The sequence below is a fragment of the Amycolatopsis sp. NBC_01307 genome (assembly GCF_035975215.1).
GTDB lineage: Bacteria > Actinomycetota > Actinomycetes > Mycobacteriales > Pseudonocardiaceae > Amycolatopsis.
This window is the reverse complement of the sequence record NZ_CP108403.1, coordinates 8,260,273-8,278,476: the sequence shown is the minus strand read 5'-3', so window position 1 is coordinate 8,278,476 and position 18,204 is coordinate 8,260,273. Positions and strand designations below refer to the sequence as shown.

Below are 18,204 nucleotides of genomic sequence, written 5' to 3'. Positions count from 1 at the left end.
CCTTCACGGCTTTTCCCGACACCGGTGGCGCGGTTGGGGCAGCACCGCCGGGAGGCCGTGGGGCGGCTGCTGCGGTGGGCGGGGCGCTTCACGTCACCCGGAAGCGCACTCGGGTGCCCGGTCGGGCCTGGGCGAGTGCGCTCAGTGTGGCGGTCCGGACCACTGCCGCGACGGGGTAGCCGCCCGTGGTCGGGTGGTCGTTCAGGAAGACCACCGGGAGGCCGCTCGGCGGGACCTGGATCGCGCCCGTCAGCACGCCTTCGCTGGGCAGCTCCGCCTCGGCGAACTCCGCGGCCCGGCGCAGCGGGGTGCCGTCCAGGCGCAGGCCGACGCGGTTCGACTCCGGCGTCACCGTCCACCACGCCGACAGGCCCTCGGCCGGGGACTCCAGCCAGTCGTCGCGGGGGCCCGGCGTCACCGGGATCACCAGGCTCGCGGGCGCCGCGGCCGGGACGACGACGTCCGCGCCCGCCGGGACTCCGCGGGCCGGACCCAGCGGGAGGACGTCACCGGACCGCAGCGGTGCCGGGCCGATGCCGGACAGGACGTCCCGGGACCGGCTGCCCAGCACCTCCTCGACGTCGATCCCGCCGGACACCGCCAGGTAGCAGCGCAACCCGGCACCGGGCGTGCCCACGGCAAGCGTTTGCCCGGCTCCGACGAAGACCGCCGTGTGGGAGCCGAAGGGACGGCCGTCGACGTCGACCGCGACCGACGGGCCGGTCACCGCCACCGTCGCCGATGCCGTGAAGCGCACCGAAAGGCCGCCGAGCAGGGCTTCGATGCCGGCCAAGCTCTCGGGGTTGCCGGCGAGCCGGTTCGCCAGCCGCAGTGACGCCGTGTCGAGCGCGCCCGACGGTGCTACGCCGAGGTGCGCGTAACCGGGGCGGCCGAGGTCCTCGATCAGCGCATAAGGGCCTGGCGAGACGACTTCCAGTGACCTCACCGGACGCTCCGGAACCGCACGCGGTCGCCCGGTGCGAGCAGGGCGGGCGGGTCGGCGTGGGCGTCGAACAGCGGCGTGGTCGTGTGTCCGAGCAGCCGCCAGCCGCCCGGGGACTCGCGGGGGTAGACGCCGGTGAACTCGCCCGCCAGCCCCACCGACCCGGCCGGGACGCGGGTGCGCGGGGAGTCCAGCCGCGGCTGCCGCAACGGCGAGGGAAGTCCGGTCAGGTAGCCGAAACCGGGCGCGAAGCCGGTGAACGCGACCGTGTAGGCGGCGCCGGTGTGCAGCTCGGCCACGGCGTCTTCGGAGCAGCCGGCGTCGGCGGCCACCAGCGCGAGGTCCTCGCCGTCGTAGTGGACGTCGAGGGTCACTTCGCGCGGGTTGCCGCCGGGTGGGTGCGTGAGGTCGGCGCCGTCGAGCAACGCGCGTACCGCGGCGACCGCGCCGACGACCAGCAGGCTGCGAGCGCCGGGAACGAGGTCGACGACGCCGTCCGGGCGCGCGGCGAGCACCGTCGCGTGCGCCGCCCGCATCTGGTCGAGCGAGTCGCAGTCCAGCAGGGCGGCGTCTTCGCCACACCGCCGCCAGCGCATGCCGGGTGCCGTCAGCCGACCACGCGGTGCAGCAGGGCCGAGGTGTGCGGCTGCAGCTCCTGGCCCATCATCGCGCGCTCCTCGACGTAGCCGAGGGAGCCCTCGATCAGGCCGTACAGCCGCTGGGCGGCCTTGACTTCCTTCGCGCTGGCCGTGCGGATCACCGCGTCGGTGCCCAGCTCCCAGGACGTCTGGTTGCGCGGCTTGCCGTAGTACAGCTCGACGAGGCCGGTGTTGTGCGTGAGCAGCAGCTCGAGCGTGTCGTCCGCCTGCGGCCGCCAGAACCCGGTCTCGCGCGCGGCGGGGCGGATGACGTTGCCCTCGTCGTCGAGCAGCCAGGACCGCGATTCGTGGATCAGGAACGGCCGGCCGTCGTGCGCGATCGTCAGCTGCTGCGCGAACTTGCGGGGGCCTTCGATGGTCGGGTAGTCGACCTCGCCCTCACCGCGCCAGACACCGACCATCGGCAGCAGCGCGAGACAGGCCTCGTTGAGGTCCGGCCCCTCGCGCAGGTTGGCCGTGTCGTTGGGGATGGGCAGGTCGTCCCACAACGGGAGGTTGCGCGCGCGGGTGCTAGCCGCGCGCATTTCCGCTGCTGCAATGGCGTCATCGCCGCTGTCGGTCATGGGTCAGCGCTGGTCCGCGTAAAGCCGGTAGACGACGTACACGGCGAACCAGGTGATCGCGACGCCGGCGAGCACCAGCAAGGTCGTAAACAGTGCTTCCACGCCCAGCAGGATAGTCCGCCGCCGCTCAGCCGGCCCGGCGCAGGGTCGCCGCGGTGAGCACGGTCACCGCGAGCAGCACCACGCCGGCCACGCCCATCGCCGCGTGCAGGCCGCTCGGCAGCGTCGAACCGCGGGCCAGCAACGCGCCGAGGGCGGCGACGCCGAGCGCGGTGCCGGTCTGGCGGGCGGCGTTGACCGTCGCCGACGCGATCCCGCTGCGGTGCCCCGGCAGCCCGGCCAGCCCGACGATGTTCGACGGCGTCACCGACAGCCCGACCCCGGCGCCGGCCAGCGCGAACGCGAGTGCCACCAGCCAGTACGGGCTCCGCGCGTCCAGTACCAGGAACGCGAAGGAGCCGACGGCCGCGACGAAGTAGCTGATCGGCAGGAGCCGTTCCGCGCCGTAGCGGGCCGAAAGCCGGCCGGCGGTGAAGGCCGCGGCGACGTTCGCCAGCACGTACGGCAGCATCTGGACGCCCGCCTCGGTCGCCGTCGCGCCGCGGGCCTGCTGCAGGTAGACGCCGATCAGGAAGACCGCCGGGTAGGCCGCGAACCCGAGGCTCCACGCGGCGAAGATGGCCACCGAGAACCGGGTCCTGGCGAACAGCCGCACCGGCAGCATCGGGTGTTCCGCACGCAGCTCGACCACGATGAACGCCGTCAGCGCGGCGAGCCCGAGAACCCCGGTGACCAGCACGGACGTGCTCGGCCCGAGCCGGCCGGCCTCGATCACGGCGTACGTCAGCAGGCCGATCCACAGGGCGCCGAGCACCTGCCCGGTCAGGTCGAGCGCGCCGTGCGCCGGGTCGCGGGACTCGCTGATCCCGCGGCGGCCCAGCACGACCGCGACCAGCCCGATCGGCACGTTGATGAGGAAGATCGACGGCCAGCCGAAGGCGTCCGTCAGCGGGCCGCCGATCAGCGGGCCGAGCACCAGCGCGCAGCCCGCGACCGTGCTCCACAGGCCCATCACCCGCGCCCGCGCCGCCGGCTCCGGGAACGCGTGCGCGAGCAGCGCGACCGAGCCCGGGATCACGGCGGAGGCGGCGAAGCCCTGGATGATCCGGGCGACGACCAGCACTTCGAGCGTCGGCGCCAGTGCGCAGCCGGCCGACGCGATCGTGAACAACGTCAGCCCGCACAGGTAGACGAGCTTGCGGCCGTAGCGGTCGCCGAGCGTGCCGCCGGAGAGGATCACGGCGGTGAGCGCGACGGTGTAGCCGTCGATGATCCACTGCAGGCCGCTGAAGCTCGTGCCCAGCGTCCGCTGCATGGTCGGCAGCGCGACGCTCACGACGCTGACGTCGAGCAGGGCCATGAAGCTGCCCAGGAAGACGGCGGTGAGCAGGCCGGTCCGGCGCGTCTCGGTAGCGGTAAGGGTCACCTAAACAGGTTGCGACCTCAACCCGGGTTGAGGTCAACTCGCCTCATGCTGTCCATCGGGGAAACCGCCGCGACCGTCGGCGTCGCGGTGCTCAGCCTCGACGAGATCGCGCTGGTGCTGCGCGGCCCGGAGGATGGTGACTGGCGGACCGCGGCCCGCGACCGGATCGCCGAGCCGGCCGAGCAGCAGCGGAAGCTCGCGATCGCGGAGACGTGCCCCTCACTGCGGGACTACACCGACCGCGTCCTGGCTGCCGCTGGAAAGCCGTGAAGGGCACCCTCATGGACATAAAGTCCCTGAAGGTGCCCCCCACGGCAGAGCAGAACTCAGGCGACCGAGATGGCCAGCTGGTGCAGGCCGGGCCCGGCGGCGGTGACGGACGCTTCGCCGTTGCCGCTGCGGTGCAGCGCGCGCACGGTCCACTCGCCCGGCGCCGCGTAGAAGCGGAAGTCGCCGTCGGCCGAGGAGACGACCTCGCCCGTGAAGTCGCCGCCGCCGTCCAGCAGCCGGACGAACGCGCCGCCGACCGGCCCGTCCGCGCCGGTCACCTTGCCGGCCAGGACGACCTGGCCCTTGGTGTCGTAGTCCGCCGGCGTGGCCTCCTGGACCGGTGCGCCGCAGCTGTCGTCGACCGCCATCACTTGGCTCCCAACTCGACCGGCACGCCGACCAGCGAGCCGTATTCCGTCCACGAACCGTCGTAGTTCTTCACGTCCTGGTGGCCGAGCAGCTCGTGCAGCGCGAACCACGCGATGGACGAGCGCTCACCGATGCGGCAGTAGGCGATGGTGCCCTTGCCGGCGTCGATGCCCTGCTCCTTGTAGAGCTCGTCGATCTCGCCCTCGGACTTGAAGGTGCCGTCCTCGTTGGCGACCTTCGCCCACGGCACGTTCAGCGCGCCCGGGATGTGGCCGGGGACCTGGGACTGCTCCTGCGGCAGGTGCGCCGGGGCGAGCAGCTTGCCGGAGAACTCGTCCGGCGACCGGACGTCGACGAAGTTCTTCGCGCCGATGGACTGGACGACCTCGTCGCGGAACGCGCGCAGGGACAGGTCCTGGTCCTTGGCCTTGTAGTCGGTGGTGTCGCGCTTGACGTCGTCGGAGTTCAGCTCCCGGCCGTCGAGCTCCCACTTCTTGCGGCCGCCGTCGAGCAGCTGGACGTTCTCGTGGCCGTAGAGCTTGAAGTACCAGTACGCGTAGGCGGCGAACCAGTTGTTGTTGCCGCCGTAGAGGACCACGCGGTCGTCGTTCGAGATGCCCTTCTCCGACAGGAGCTTCTCGAAGCCCTCCTTGGAGACGAAGTCGCGGCGGACCCCGTCCTGCAGGTCCTTGCGCCAGTCGAACTTCACCGCGCCCCGGATGTGGCCGCCGTCGTAGGCGGTGGTGTCCTCGTCGACCTCGGCGAACACGACGCCGGGGGTGTCCAGGTTCTCCTCGGCCCACTGGGTGGTGACCAGGACGTCTTCACGGCTCATGGAGATGAACTCTCTTTCTGGGTTAGATCTTCAGGACGACGCGCGGGCGGGGCTGAAGCGTTTGAGGAGCAAGAACATTTCGCAGCCCAAGCAGAAGTTGAAGGCCGCGTTGAGGAAGGCCGCGAAGAGCGCGAAGGCCGTCGCGACGATGCCGAGGGGCGTGATGCCGACGGCGAAGCCGATGGTGCCGACGAGCGCGAACACGAACCCGACGGCCTGGGCGAACCGCAGCGGTGCCGCGTCCTCCCGCTCGGTCGTCGGGCCGAGGCGCGGGGCCACCAGGTAGCGGTAGGCGATCGAGTACGGCGCGGGCTTGAGCCCGACGAACGCGCCGATCGCGAAGACGACGGTCTGGATCGCCAGCAGCGGCCACCACTGGGTGACCAGGACGACCGCGAGCACGATCGTCGTCAGGATGGCGGCGAACCGCGGGCCACGCGGGTCGACGGCCGGTCCGGCGGACATGGTTCCTCCAGCTGGAGCAGAGGGGATGCGTGCGAACGGCACGCGTCAGCGTTTTCAGGCTGGCTGGGGACCGAGGCGATGAAGACGTCGTTCAGCGCTGGTCTGGCTGAAGGCGACACAGGCTGCTGCGGACGCGGCAGAGGTCTACTGCGCGTCGCTGCGTCAAGAAGGTGGTCAGCCTGGTCACGGGTGCGAGGGTACCCAGTGCTCCCTCAGAGTGGGAACCACGTTCATACCTTGGGACGATTCCCGCCCCTTGGGACGAGGTCCTGGTCAGGACGTCCGCGCAGTGAGATGCGGGCGCAGCGCGTCCAGCAGTTCGGGGCCCTTCGGGACGCCGCCGACGCGCAGCAGCTCCCGGCCGTCCGGGGTCAGCGCGATCGTGGTCGGCGTCCGCAGCACGGCCAGCGACTGCGCGACCTCCGGCTGGTTCGTGACGTCCAGCTCGACGTGGTGCAGGCCCTCGGTGCGCTCGGCCAGCGGCGCGAGGACGGCCTTCGCGTGCCGGCAGGGCGCGCAGAAGGTGGTGGAGATCTGGACCAGCGTCACGGCGGACGCCGGGTCGAGGACGGCGGCGACGGGGCCGGGCAGCTCACGCACGGGCCCGGCGTCCCGCGCCTCCCGCACCCGGCCGTTGCGGGCCCGCAGCAGCAGCCCGGCGGCCGTCCCGGCCACCAGTACCGCCACGAGCACCCACAGCCCCGTCACCGGCCACTCCTACTTGCTCAGGTCCGCGAAGGACACGTTCGACGCCTCACCCTTGATCGTCACCGATCCGCTCTGCACCCGCACGCCGGTCGGCGTCACCGACAGCGGCAGGTCCTTCGTCGCGATCGACGCGTTGAAGTTCGGCAGCAGCGCCTTCTGCACCGCCTGGGGAACGACCGTCGTCTCCTGGTCATTCCCGAACTGCAGCCGCTTCGGCGCGAAGGTGATCGTTCCCGCCTTCGCGTCCGCCTCGATCATCGCGAAGCAGAAGATTTCCAGATCCTTGCCCGCGAACTGAAGGTGTCCCGAAATGCGGACGCCGGTGCTCGACTCGTCGACCGGCTGGCCGTCGGCGGCGGTCGTGGTGGTCGTCGGCGTCGGCTCGGCCTGCCCGGAGTCGCCGTTCTGGACGTAGTCCGTGGTCGCGGGCTCGATCCGGAGGTCCTTGATCTTGTCCAGCGGCGAGATGCGGGCCAGGTCGGCGGCCTTGATGGTGACCGCCCCGGTCAGCTTGCCGATGGTGATGGCCTTGGTGTTGCCGTTCGTGAGGTCCGACAGCGGCGCGGTGACGTCCTCGAGCTCGGCGTTCAGCGCGACGTCCTGGAGCTTGTCGCCGACCGGCACGCCGGCGGCCGACACGCTGATGTGACTGTAGTCACCGCCCAGGGCCTGCGTGAGGAACGGGAAGCCGTGGATGGTCACCGACGGGTCGTCGGTCAGCTGCAGCTGTTCGCGCGCCTTCTGCGAGATCGTGTGCTCGGCGAACGCGGCGGCCCCGAAGTCGGCGCCGACCAGCAGCAGCACCAGCACGACCAGGGCGATCACCCAGCGACGGCCCCGGCGGCCGCGGCGTCGCGCGTCCGGCCTCGGTGCGGGTCGGTCGTCCCGGGTCACGGGCCTGCTCACCATCGCGTCCGTACTCCTGTTTCGTCGGGGTTGCTCGGGGTTCGTCGGGCGCACCGGGGGTTTCTCCAGGTGTGATCGATCCAGCAAGGGTTAGGTACCCGGCCGTCGAGCCGCTATTCTCACTTAGCACCGACTAACGCCACCGTGAGGCGACGACTTGAGAAGGCGGTGCGGCTCATGAGCCTGGACCTTCTGGTACTGACTGCGGAAGCGGATGCCACGTCGGTGCTGCCCGCGCTGGACCTGCTGCCGCACACCGTACGCGTCCGTCCCCCCGAGGTGACCGCCCTGCTCGACGCGGGTCACCGGGACGTCATCCTGCTGGACGCGCGCAGCGATCTGGCCTCGGCGAAGAGCCTCTGCCGGCTGCTCAAGGGCACCGGCGAGGACGAGGCCTCCACCCCGATCATCGCCGTCGTCGGCGAAGGCGGCCTGGTGGCCGTCAGCGCCGAATGGCGCACCGACGACATCCTCCTGCCGACGGCCGGCCCGGCCGAGGTCGACGCCCGGCTGCGGCTGGTCACGACCCGCGACGGCGGATCCGCGCAGGTCGACGCCGAGCTGCGGGTCGGCGAGCTGGTCATCGACGAGGCGACCTACACCGCGCGCCTCAAGCGGCGCACGCTGGAGCTCACCTACAAGGAGTTCGAGCTGCTCAAGTACCTCGCGCAGCACGCCGGCCGGGTGTTCACCCGCGCCCAGCTGCTGCAGGAGGTCTGGGGCTACGACTTCTTCGGGGGCACCCGCACCGTCGACGTCCACGTCCGGCGGCTGCGCGCCAAGCTCGGCCCGGAGCACGAGCAGATGATCGGCACCGTGCGCAACGTCGGCTACAAGTTCGAGCGGCCCGCCAAGGGCCCGCAGCAGCGGCCCAACCTGCCGGTGCAGGCGTCCGCCGAGGCCCCGGCCGACACCCCCGAACACGCGCACTAGGTCCCCCACGCTCTCCAGGACGTCCCGCACGACCTTCGCGTTGCTCCGGTCCCGGGTACGGTCCAGGGGTGAGCGGAGACGGGGAATGGCTTCAGGAGCTGGACGAGCAGCAGCTCGCGCACGTGCGGCAGCTGCTGCTGGCCGTGCGCGAGGCGGACGGGCGGCCCGAGGTCGAACCCGACGGCGCGCTACCGGGTGAGTTCGACGGCGGTGAGCACCTCGTCGCCTGCGTCGAAGGCGACGTCGTCGGCTACGCGCACCTCGACACCACGGGTGACTCCTTCGGCCACCAGGTCGCCGAGCTGCTCGTGCACCCCGCCCACCGCAACCGCGGGTACGGCGCGAAGCTGCTTCAGGCGCTCGACGAGCGCGCCGCCGTCGGGTTCCGCGTCTGGGCCCACGGCGACCACCCCGCGGCCCGGCAGCTCGCGCTGCGGACCGGGCTGGAGCGCAAGCGCGAACTGCTGATCCTGCACACCACCGTCGACGGCGCGGACTGGCCGGAGCCGGTGTTGCGCGACGGAGTCTCGCTGCGCACCTTCGTGCCGGAGCAGGACGAGGACGCCGTCGTCCAGGTCAACGCGCGCGCCTTCGACTGGCACCCCGAGCAGGGCGCGATGACCGCGGACGACATCCGCGCCGACGAGCGGCGGTCGTGGTTCGCCCCCGCCGGCTTCTTCCTCGCGGAGGAAAACGGTGCGGTGATCGGCTTCCACTGGACGAAGGTGCACGAGGCCACGCCGGGCCGGTTCGGCGGCGAGCGCGTCGGCGAGGTGTACGTCGTCGGCGTCGACCCGGCCGCCCAGGGCGGCGGCCTCGGCCGGGCGCTGACGCTGGCCGGGCTGCGGTACCTGGCGGAGCAGGGGTTGCGGCAGGTGATCCTCTACGTCGAGGGCGACAACGCCCCGGCGCTGGCGGTCTACACCAAGCTCGGGTTCACACGTCACGAGACCGACGTCCAGTACGGTCGGTGACCACGTTGGACGCCGTGCAAGCAAGCCGTCACTGTCGGCAAACCCCCAGGTCACGGCCAGGACACGGCATCCTTTCGGAGTAGTCGCACTGCTCACATCCGGGGCCTTGTTCACTTTGCGTTCATTTGTTCACGGCTGACCGTCCACCAGGGCTGCCTAATGTCCGGATCCGGCGCGGCGAAACACGCCGCTGCCGAACCCGTGATGCTCCTGATGGAGGAAATGCAGTGAAGATCATGCGGCCCCTGAGCGCGGTCGGCATCGTGGCGAGCGCCGCGCTCGTGCTCGCCGCCTGTGGTTCCGACCCCGCGGCGACGAACAGCAGCAGCTCGAACTCGGCTGCGGCTCCGGCCGCCACCGGCACGGCCGACGTGGCGTGCGGCGGCAAGAGCCCGCTGTCCGCCGAAGGCTCGTCGGCACAGAAGAACGCGATCGACATCTTCACGCAGCAGTACAGCAAGAAGTGCTCGGGCCAGCAGGTCAACTACAACCCCAGTGGCTCGGGCGCCGGCGTCAAGCAGTTCAACGCCAACCAGATCGACTTCGGCGGCTCGGACTCGCCGGCCACCGGCGCGGACCTCGAAGCGGCCACCAAGCGCTGCGCGAGCCCCGCCTGGAACATCCCGATGGTCGTCGGCCCGGTGGCCGTCGCCTACAAGCTGTCCGGTGTGGACAAGCTGACGCTGACCCCCTCGGTCATCGCCAAGATCTTCAGCGGCGGCGTCACCAAGTGGAACGACCCGGCCATCAAGGCGGTCAAGGGCAACGAGAGCGCGAACCTGCCGGACAAGGCCATCCAGGTCGTCTCCCGCGCCGACGAGTCGGGCACCACCGACAACTTCCAGAAGTACCTGGGCGCGGCGGCGAAGGCCGACTGGACCAAGGGTGCCGGCAAGAAGTTCAACGGTGGCGTCGGCAACGGTGCGCAGGGCTCCAACGGCGTCGCGACCGCGGTGAAGGCCGCCGACGGCGCCATCACCTACGTCGAAGGCGCGTTCGCCAAGGACGGCCTCACGCCGGCCCTGATCGACAGCGGCTCCGGCGGCGTCGAGCTGACCTCGGAGAACGTGGCGAAGTCGCTCGACTCGGCCAAGTTCCTCAAGGACGGCACGAACGACCTCGCGCTCGACCTCAACGGCATCTACGCCAGCAACACCCCGGGTGCCTACCCGCTGCTGCTGACGACCTACGAGATCGTCTGCTCGAAGTACGCGAACGCCGATGTCTCGAAGGCCGTCAAGGCGTTCCTGACGGTGGCCGCCACCGACGGTCAGCAGCCGCTGTCCGCCAAGGGTTACGTGCCGATCCCGCAGTCGCTGCAGACCAAGGTCCTGGCCGCGGTCCAGGCGATCTCCTGACCCCGCGTTGCGACTGGTACCCGAGTTGATAGAGGCTGGTCAGAAGTAGCTGATGAGCGAGTCATCCTCGACGCGAACGCCCACCGGCGACCCCGGTGGGCGTTCGTCGTCCGCCACCACGCCCCCGGAGGATCCGATTTCGGAGCAACCCACCTCGACGGCGGTGCCCGAGCCGCCCGCGAGCGAGAAGCGGAAGAAGGTGCGGCCCGGTGACCGCATCTTCCAGAACCTGACCACCGGGGCCGGGATCTTCGTCGTCGCCCTGATCGGCCTGATCGGGCTCTTCCTGCTCATCCAGGCGATCCCCGCGCTGCAGGCCAACAAGGCCAGCTTCCTGACCAACCACGGCTGGTCGACCAACGACCCGGCGAACATGTCGTTCGGCATCCTCGACCTCCTCGAGGTCACGGTGGCGACGTCGCTGGTGGCGCTGATCATCGCGATGCCGGTGTCGCTGGGCATCGCGCTGTTCCTGACCCACTACGCGCCGAAGCGGCTCGCGCGGCCGTTCGCCTACGTCATCGACCTGCTCGCCGCGGTGCCGTCGATCATCTTCGGCCTCTGGGGCATCCTGGTCTTCGCGCCGGCGATCGAGCCGTTCTCGCAGTGGATCAACGACACCTTCTCGTGGTTCCCGCTGCTGGCGCCCGGCAACGTCGCGCCGAGCGTGCGCGGCACGATCTTCACCGCCGGCATCGTGCTGGCCGTGATGATCCTGCCGATCATCACCTCGCTCTCGCGCGAGGTGTTCGAGCGCACGCCGACCCCGCACCTCGAAGGCGCGCTGGCGCTCGGCGCCACGCGCTGGGAAGTCATCCGCACCACCGTGCTCCCGTTCGGCAAGGCCGGCTACATCGGCGCGTCGATGCTCGGCCTCGGCCGCGCGCTCGGCGAGACGATCGCGCTGGCCGTCATCCTGCTCATCCCGCAGGGCCGGAACTTCGACTGGAGCCTCTTCGACGGCGGTTCGACGTTCGCCTCGAAGATCGCCGCCAACTACAGCGAGTTCAACAACGAGATCTCGGCGGGCGCGTACATCGCGGCCGGCCTGGTGCTGTTCGTGCTCACGTTCCTCGTCAACTTCGCGGCGCGGTCCGTCATCGGCAAGAAGGGAGAGTGAGCATGACCAGCACGCTCGAAGCCCCCGCCACGACTCCCGCGTTCCAGCAGGTCAGCCTGGCCCGCAAGACCAAGAACGGGCTGGCGACCACGCTGGTCTGGCTGTCGTTCCTGATCGCCGTCGTCCCGCTGGTGTGGGTGCTGTACACGGTCGTCGCGAACGGCATCAAGCGCATCCCGTACAGCAACTGGTGGTCGCAGGACCTGGGCAACTACCTGTCCGACGAGGTCGGCGGCGGCGTGCTGCACGCCATCATCGGCAGCCTGCTGCAGGGCCTCGTCTGCGCGATCATCGCGGTGCCGATCGGCATGCTCGTCGCGATCTACCTCGTCGAGTACGGCCGCGGAAAGCTCATGAAGGCCACCACCTTCATGGTCGACATCCTCTCCGGTGTCCCCTCGATCGTCGCCGCGCTGTTCATCTACGCGCTCTGGATCACCACGTTCGGCCTGCCGCGCAGCGGTTTCGCCGTGTCGCTGGCCCTGGTGCTGCTGATGATCCCGGTCGTCGTCCGCTCGTCGGAGGAGATGCTGCGGATCGTCCCGGACGACCTGCGCGAGGCCTCCTACGCGCTGGGCGTGCCGAAGTGGAAGACGATCGTGAAGATCGTGCTGCCGACGGCGTTGTCCGGCATCATCGGCGGCATCATGATGGCGCTCGCCCGTGTGATGGGCGAGACCGCGCCGCTGCTGGTCCTCGTCGGCTACTCCGCCTACACGAACTGGGACATCTTCAGCGGCGAGCAGGCGGCGCTCCCGCTGCTGATGAACAACGAGCGCGTCACCAACTCGATGGACCCCGGCTCGGTCGGCTTCGACCGGATCTGGGGCGCGGCCCTGACGCTGGTGCTCATCATCGCGATCATCAACCTCCTCGCCACCGTGTTCGCGCGCCTTGTCGCCCCGAAGAAGAAGTGAGCTGTAGCCATGGCAAAGCGAATCGACGTCAAGGACGTGGACATCTACTACGGCAAGTTCCACGCCGTCGACGGTGTCTCCCTCTCCGTGCCGCCGCGTAACGTCACCGCGTTCATCGGCCCGTCGGGCTGTGGCAAGTCGACGGTGCTGCGCACGCTGAACCGCATGCACGAGGTCATCCCCGGCGCCCGCGTCGAGGGCGACGTCCTGCTGGACGGCGAGAACATCTACGCGTCGGCCGTCGACCCGGTCCAGGTGCGCCGCACGATCGGCATGGTGTTCCAGCGCCCCAACCCGTTCCCGACGATGTCCATCCGGGACAACGTCGTCGCCGGGCTGAAGCTGGGCGGCACCAAGAACCGCAAGACGCTCGACGAGATCGGCGAGCGCGCTCTGCGCGGCGCCAACCTCTGGAACGAGGTCAAGGACCGCCTCAACAAACCGGGCGGCGGCCTCTCGGGCGGGCAGCAGCAGCGTCTGTGCATCGCCCGCGCGATCGCGGTGCAGCCGGACGTGCTCCTGATGGACGAGCCGTGCTCGGCCCTGGACCCGATCTCGACCCTGGCGATCGAGGACCTGATCGGCGAGCTGAAGAAGGACTACACGATCGTCATCGTCACGCACAACATGCAGCAGGCGGCCCGGGTTTCCGACCAGACGGCGTTCTTCAACCTCGCCGGCGTTGGGCAGCCGGGCCGGCTGGTGGAGCTCAACGACACGGAGAAGATCTTCTCCAACCCGGACGAGAAGGCCACGGAAGATTACATTTCCGGCCGTTTCGGCTGAGTAGTCGTTGTCACGGAAGGCCTTTCTCGCCCGCGCTCGGGGCCGGCGAGAAAGGCCTTCTTCTTTTGTCGGTTGGTGTCCGAAGTGGATGTTCGAAACCATTTGATACACAAAGAAAAGCCCCCGGCGCCGGCCGGGGGCTTTCCTGTCGAACGAGGCTCAGATGTCGTCGTCGGAACCGTAGCCCGGCATCTTTCCGGTGACCACGAAGATCATCCGCTTCGCGACCGACACCGCGTGGTCGGCGTAGCGCTCGTAGAAACGGCCCAGCAGGGTGACGTCGACCGCGGCGGCGACGCCGTGGGGCCACTCGCGGTCCATCAGGACGGTGAACAGGTGGCGGTGGATGTCGTCCACCTGGTCGTCGTCGGACTCCAGCGACTTCGCCGCCTCGACGTCCTTCGTCTTGATGACCACCTCGGTCTGCCGGGCCAGCTTGACCGCGACCTCGCCCATCTCGGCGAAGTACGGCCTCACGGCATCGGGCAGCACCGGTTCGGGGTGCCGCCGCCGCGCCGCCTTCGCGACGTGCAGGGCCAGATCGCCCATCCGCTCCAGGCTTTCCGCGGCGTGGATCGCCGCGAGCACGGTCCGCAGATCGGTCGCCACGGGCGCCTGCAGCGCGAGGAGGGCGTAGGCCTGCTCCTCGCACAGAGCGCGGGCGTCGTCGACCTTCGCGTCGTCGCTGATCACCTGCTCGGCGAGACTGAGGTCGACCTCCAGGAGCGATCGCGTGGCGCGCTCCATGGCGTCGGCGACCTGGAGCGACATGGCCGCCAGGTTGTCGGCGAGCTGTTCGAGTTCGACATGGTAGGCCTCACGCATGGCCCAACCCTACGGCCAACCGTGGTCCGATACCGCATCGCCGGGTGAACCGCACGTGAACCCGGACTAACGATCCTCGCGCGTCAGCCCGTGCTGCTCGTGCTGCTCGTCTTCTTGCTGCCGCTCGACGTCTTCGACGTGGTCTTGGACGACGATGACGACTTCGACGAGCTGCTGGGCGGCGGCTGCTCGCTCTGCGGGATCGGCGCGTTCGGGTCGGGCAGCGCGGTGTTGGTGCGCAGCGCGTCGAACAACGCCTTCGCCTTGCTGCGGACGAGGACCTCGTTGCCGCGGTTGTTGGGCAGCCCGACCGTCGGCACGGTGAGGAACGAGATCTTCGACTGGTCGAGGCCCTTCATCGACTGCGCGAGCGTCATCATCTGCTTGACGCCGAGGTTGTCGCCGAAGGTGGCTTTCGCGAACGCCGTGATGAAGTCGCTGAGCTTCCCGGGGTCGAGGACGACGTCGGACGACATGACCTTCTTCAGCAGCGCCCCGATGAACGCCTGCTGCCGCTTGATCCGGCCGTAGTCGGACGTCGGATCGCCCTTGACGTGCCGCGCGCGGACGAAGTTCAGCGCCTGGTCACCGGAGATCGTCACGTCGCCGGTCTCCAGCAGCACCTTGCCGAGGATGGTGTCGTCGATCGGGATCTCGTTGTGGACGGTGACGCCGTGGACCGCGTCGACCATCTCCTTGAAGCCGTTGAAGTCGATCCCGACGAAGTGGTTGATCCGCAGCCCGGTGATCTGCTGGATCACCTTCGTGATGCAGGGCGGTCCGCCGACCGCGTACGCGGTGTTGAGCTTCGCGATCTTCTGGCCGGGGACCTTCTCGTCGGTGTCCTTGTTCTGCGCCGGGTCCCAGCGCTGGCAGTCGGGCCGGTCGATCTCGAGGTCGCGCGGGAACGACGTGACGACGACCCGCTGCCGGTCGGCCGGGATGTGCGCCACCATCACGGTGTCCGAGCGCGCGCCCGGCGTGCTGTCCGCCGTGCCGACGCCTTCTTCGGCCGCCGCGCCGTCGCGGGTGTCCGACCCGACCATGAGGAAGTTCTCGTCGTTGGCCTGCGCCGCGGCGTCCTGGATGTCGGACGAGTTCTCGTCGAGGGCCGAGATCTGCGTGAACTTCGCGTCGAAGTAGGTCTGGGCGCCCCACGCGCCGCCGACGCCGAGGAAGACGAGCGCCGCGACGACGGCGGCGGCGATCCGCCCGAACCGGCTCACCCGCTCGTTCTTCCGCTGCTTCTTCTCCTGCAGCCGGGTCTGCGCGGCCAGCTCGGCGGCGTCGACATCGGGCTCGTCGCCACCGATCGGGGTGACGACGCGCTGAAGCGCCGTACGCGTGCTTTCGATCAGCGAAGCAGGCGAGAGCCGCTCACGGCGTTCGCGTCGCTTCGCCTCTTCGGCGTTTCCTTCGTCGTGCGCGGCCGAGAACCGGGCGAGGGTGTGGTCGATCTTGCGGCGGTACTGCGTCGCCTCGTCGATCGCTTCCATCTCGTCGGTCATGGTCAGCGGGTCGAGCTCGGCGCGCGACGGCACCGCGCTCACGGCGGGCGCGTCGGCCTGCGGGTGCCGGAGAGCGGTGGTGTCGGACGCCGCGGTGGCGGGGCGCTGCGCCGGTGCGTCGGCCTGCGGACGCCGTAATGCGGTGGTGTCGCCGGTGGGCCGGGCGCGTCCCGGTGCCGAAGATTCCTTGGCCGCGGCGCGCTTGGCGGCCGGCGAGTCGGCCGGCGGGCGCCGCACGGGCGGGGTTTCCCCGGCGGGGCGGACGCGTCCCGGCGCCGACGACTCGTTCGCGGCGGCGCGCTTGGCCGCCGGGCCGTCAGCGGGCTTCGGCGGGGCAGTTGGTGGCCGCTTCACCGGAAACGCGTCGGGCCCCGGGGGGCGCTGGAGTGCCGGCGCGTCCGGCCGCGGCGGCACGGCGCCGTCCGGAGCGGGCGCCGGGCGGCGGAGCCGGCGGGGCGGCTGTTGCGCGGCCGACGTCTGCTGCTGACCGGGGTTCGTGGCCGGCGGGCGGCGCTGGAGCGGGGCCTCGGGCTGCGGGGCGGCGGCGGTCGAGCGGCGGGGCTGCCGCGGCCGCGGGGGGCCCGGTTGCCGCGTGGCGTCCGCGGGTGCCAGGTTGTCCGAGGCGGGCTGCGCCGGTCGCGGCGCACGCGCCCGGGGCGGCTGCGCGGCCCGGGGCGGGGCGGCCGGCTCGGCTCCGTGCGCGCGGTGTCCTGGCTGGTCAGTGCGGTCCTGCTGGTCACGCGGCGGAACGGGCCGGACACCGGTGGTCTTGGCGACGACGTCCGAAACGCTGATCCCGCCCTGGTCCTCCATGGACCTGCGTCTGCCGCTTCGGGGTCGCGCTGGACCATCGACGTGGCGACCGGTTCCCGGGCTGTCGTGCTCGTCCGGCACTCGGTCTCCTTTCGCGCGGTCGCAGGGCGGCTCTTCGACTAGGCCGTCTTCCCCCGCCAGAGGTGATCGTTCCCCCGGAGGTTTTCGTTATCGTACGGATACCCCCCGTTCGTGACGACACCCTCCCGGAATTTTCTTCACCTTGAGTCGACGAACGGCCGCTTGGCGTCGACAAACGGGTGAAGACGCCTTTACTCAATCCGGGGTAATCCGAAGTTTACGTTACTCTGAGTGGGTTATTAACCGAGTGGTTTGCGCGTCGTGATAGGCGACTTTGTTCCGCCCGGCACGTTTCGCGGCGTAAAGCAAGGTGTCCGCGCACCGAAGCTGGCGCTCCGGACTGGGCTCCGCGTCCGGCTCGGTCGCACCGTCGTGGGCGAGCCCGGCGCTGATCGTCACGCGGAGTCCCGGCTGGAGTTCTGACCACGGGTGACGGGCGACGCGCACCCGGGCGGCGTCGACGATGCGGACGGCCGCCCCGACGTCGACACCGGGCAGCCACAGCACGAACTCCTCGCCGCCGTACCGGGCGCAGAAGCCGTCTTCGGGCAGCTCCTCCTGGAGGAGGTCGGCCACCCGGCGGAGGACGCGGTCGCCGACGAGGTGACCGTACGTGTCGTTGACGCGCTTGAAGCGGTCGAGATCGATCAGCGCGATGGCCAGCGGCGGCCGCGGCCGGGCGGGGTGCCGGCCGGTGAACGGTCCGTAGAGGCGCTCGTCGAGGTACCGGCGGTTGTAGCTCGACGTCAGCGCGTCGCGCAGGCTGCCGTCGCGGGCGATGTCGAGCGCGGACCGCAGGTGCTGGTAGGCGCGGCGCCAGTCGCCCTGGGTCGCCAGCAGGCTCGCGACGGCCTCGTGGAGGCGGAGCAGGTCCGGCGGCCGGGGTCCGCCGGGCCGGCGCAGCGCGCCTTCGTCCTCGGCGACCATGCCCACCTCCACCACGCATTGGTTGTCGTCGTAGAGGTGCCCGCGCTTGAGGTGTGGGTACGGACGAAAGTGAATTACGCTCAAACGGGAGGTCGCTGGTGACTCAGCGGAGTCGGGGCGTCAGAGGTCCGAGAACGGCTTCATGCCCTTGAGCTGCGCGAACTGGTCCTTGGCCCAGTAACTCACATTAGCCGTCTTGTCGGTCAGCAACTCCGTGTAGTCGTTCCAGGAGATCCAGCGCCAGCCGTCGACCTCGGCGGGGTTCGGCGCGGGCTCGGTATCGGTCCAGGCGGTGAACACCGGGCAGAACTCGTTTTCGACGATTCCCTCGAACGGCGGCGTCCGGTACCGGTACTTCGGCAGCACGCAGTGCAGGCCGGACAGCGACGGCAGCCCGATCTCGTAGGCGGCGCGGCGGCGGACGGCGTCCTCGAGGGACTCGCCCGGCGCGGGGTGCCCGCAGACGCTGTTGGTCCAGACTCCGGGCCAGACCTTCTTCTCGTGGGCGCGCTGGGTGATCAGCAGGGCCTGGTCGCTGCGACGCAGGACGTAGCAGGAGAACGCCAGGTGCAGCCGGGTGTGCTCGTGGTGGCTGGCCAGCTTGGGCCCGGTCTCGCCGGTGGGCACGCCGTCTTCGGTGACGAAGACGACGCGCTCGGTCTCGGTTTCGGTCGCGGTATCCACGCGCCCCAGTAGACACGACGGCCGCGGGTGTCTCGTACCGCGAGGCGGGTGGCTGCGGTGATCACGGCAGGGTG

The 18,204-nt window shown here is 70.3% G+C and carries 20 protein-coding genes; 7 read left to right on the top strand and 13 right to left on the bottom strand.

Going from position 1 to position 18,204, the window contains the following annotated elements:
• Positions 1-88: 88 nt before the first annotated feature.
• The 4 genes from OG439_RS36480 to OG439_RS36465 form a co-directional block, all read right to left on the bottom strand.
• Positions 89-946: a biotin-dependent carboxyltransferase family protein gene (locus OG439_RS36480; protein ID WP_326945134.1), complete on the bottom strand. Its 858-nt coding sequence runs from the start codon at positions 944-946 to the stop codon at positions 89-91.
• On the bottom strand, positions 943-1,539 hold the full coding sequence (locus OG439_RS36475) for a 5-oxoprolinase subunit B family protein (RefSeq protein WP_326945133.1): 597 nt from the start codon (positions 1,537-1,539) through the stop codon (positions 943-945). The genes OG439_RS36480 and OG439_RS36475 overlap by 4 nt, the downstream gene beginning before the upstream one ends.
• Before the next feature lie 11 nt (positions 1,540-1,550).
• Positions 1,551-2,165, bottom strand: coding sequence for an FABP family protein (locus OG439_RS36470; protein WP_326945132.1), 615 nt, complete (start codon positions 2,163-2,165; stop codon positions 1,551-1,553).
• A 127-nt stretch (positions 2,166-2,292) separates the two neighbouring features.
• Positions 2,293-3,651, bottom strand: a complete 1,359-nt coding sequence (locus OG439_RS36465) for a DHA2 family efflux MFS transporter permease subunit (RefSeq protein ID WP_326945131.1) — start codon at positions 3,649-3,651, stop codon at positions 2,293-2,295.
• Between the two features lie 45 nt (positions 3,652-3,696).
• Here OG439_RS36465 and OG439_RS36460 point away from each other — a divergent pair, with 45 nt between their 5' ends.
• Positions 3,697-3,921: a hypothetical protein gene (locus OG439_RS36460; RefSeq protein WP_326945130.1), complete on the top strand. Its 225-nt coding sequence runs from the start codon at positions 3,697-3,699 to the stop codon at positions 3,919-3,921.
• A 56-nt stretch (positions 3,922-3,977) separates the two neighbouring features.
• Here OG439_RS36460 and OG439_RS36455 read toward each other — a convergent pair whose 3' ends face one another.
• From OG439_RS36455 to OG439_RS36435, 5 genes are all read right to left on the bottom strand, one after another.
• Entirely contained in the window at positions 3,978-4,289 is a 312-nt protein-coding gene (locus OG439_RS36455; protein WP_326945129.1) for a DUF1416 domain-containing protein, read from the bottom strand.
• Complete coding sequence (locus tag OG439_RS36450; RefSeq protein ID WP_326945128.1) at positions 4,289-5,125, bottom strand: sulfurtransferase; 837 nt, start codon at positions 5,123-5,125, stop codon at positions 4,289-4,291. The genes OG439_RS36455 and OG439_RS36450 overlap by 1 nt, the downstream gene beginning before the upstream one ends.
• Before the next feature lie 30 nt (positions 5,126-5,155).
• Complete coding sequence (locus OG439_RS36445; RefSeq protein ID WP_247059118.1) at positions 5,156-5,590, bottom strand: DUF4395 domain-containing protein; 435 nt, start codon at positions 5,588-5,590, stop codon at positions 5,156-5,158.
• 273 nt (positions 5,591-5,863) lie between these two features.
• On the bottom strand, positions 5,864-6,298 hold the full coding sequence (locus OG439_RS36440; RefSeq protein ID WP_326945127.1) for a TlpA family protein disulfide reductase: 435 nt from the start codon (positions 6,296-6,298) through the stop codon (positions 5,864-5,866).
• Between the two features lie 9 nt (positions 6,299-6,307).
• Entirely contained in the window at positions 6,308-7,207 is a 900-nt protein-coding gene (locus OG439_RS36435; protein WP_247059112.1) for an LmeA family phospholipid-binding protein, read from the bottom strand.
• Between the two features lie 174 nt (positions 7,208-7,381).
• Between OG439_RS36435 and OG439_RS36430 the strand changes: the two genes are divergently transcribed.
• From OG439_RS36430 to pstB, 6 genes are all read left to right on the top strand, one after another.
• On the top strand, positions 7,382-8,137 hold the full coding sequence (locus OG439_RS36430) for a winged helix-turn-helix transcriptional regulator (protein ID WP_326945126.1): 756 nt from the start codon (positions 7,382-7,384) through the stop codon (positions 8,135-8,137).
• A gap of 68 nt (positions 8,138-8,205) precedes the next feature.
• Positions 8,206-9,111 carry a mycothiol synthase gene (gene mshD, locus OG439_RS36425; RefSeq protein ID WP_326945125.1) on the top strand — a complete coding sequence of 302 codons (906 nt, stop codon included), beginning with the start codon at positions 8,206-8,208 and terminating at the stop codon, positions 9,109-9,111.
• Between the two features lie 227 nt (positions 9,112-9,338).
• Positions 9,339-10,469, top strand: a complete 1,131-nt coding sequence (pstS, locus tag OG439_RS36420; RefSeq protein WP_326945124.1) for a phosphate ABC transporter substrate-binding protein PstS — start codon at positions 9,339-9,341, stop codon at positions 10,467-10,469.
• Positions 10,470-10,668: 199 nt separating this feature from the next.
• Positions 10,669-11,589, top strand: a complete 921-nt coding sequence (pstC, locus tag OG439_RS36415; RefSeq protein ID WP_247063793.1) for a phosphate ABC transporter permease subunit PstC — start codon at positions 10,669-10,671, stop codon at positions 11,587-11,589.
• 2 nt (positions 11,590-11,591) lie between these two features.
• The gene (pstA, locus tag OG439_RS36410) at positions 11,592-12,506 is read left to right on the top strand and encodes a phosphate ABC transporter permease PstA (RefSeq protein WP_326945123.1); all 915 of its coding nucleotides are present in this window, start codon (positions 11,592-11,594) and stop codon (positions 12,504-12,506) included.
• A gap of 9 nt (positions 12,507-12,515) precedes the next feature.
• Complete coding sequence (pstB, locus tag OG439_RS36405; protein ID WP_247059102.1) at positions 12,516-13,292, top strand: phosphate ABC transporter ATP-binding protein PstB; 777 nt, start codon at positions 12,516-12,518, stop codon at positions 13,290-13,292.
• A 159-nt stretch (positions 13,293-13,451) separates the two neighbouring features.
• On the opposite strand, the gene phoU is transcribed toward pstB, so the two are convergent.
• From phoU to idi, 4 genes are all read right to left on the bottom strand, one after another.
• On the bottom strand, positions 13,452-14,117 hold the full coding sequence (gene phoU / locus OG439_RS36400; protein ID WP_247059100.1) for a phosphate signaling complex protein PhoU: 666 nt from the start codon (positions 14,115-14,117) through the stop codon (positions 13,452-13,454).
• 83 nt (positions 14,118-14,200) lie between these two features.
• A complete protein-coding gene (locus OG439_RS36395) occupies positions 14,201-15,658 on the bottom strand; it encodes an LCP family protein (RefSeq protein ID WP_442792356.1) in 1,458 nt (485 codons plus the stop codon).
• A gap of 1,083 nt (positions 15,659-16,741) precedes the next feature.
• On the bottom strand, positions 16,742-17,446 hold the full coding sequence (locus tag OG439_RS36390) for a GGDEF domain-containing protein (RefSeq protein ID WP_326945120.1): 705 nt from the start codon (positions 17,444-17,446) through the stop codon (positions 16,742-16,744).
• Between the two features lie 120 nt (positions 17,447-17,566).
• Complete coding sequence (gene idi / locus OG439_RS36385; protein WP_326945119.1) at positions 17,567-18,130, bottom strand: isopentenyl-diphosphate Delta-isomerase; 564 nt, start codon at positions 18,128-18,130, stop codon at positions 17,567-17,569.
• Positions 18,131-18,204: the final 74 nt, after the last annotated feature.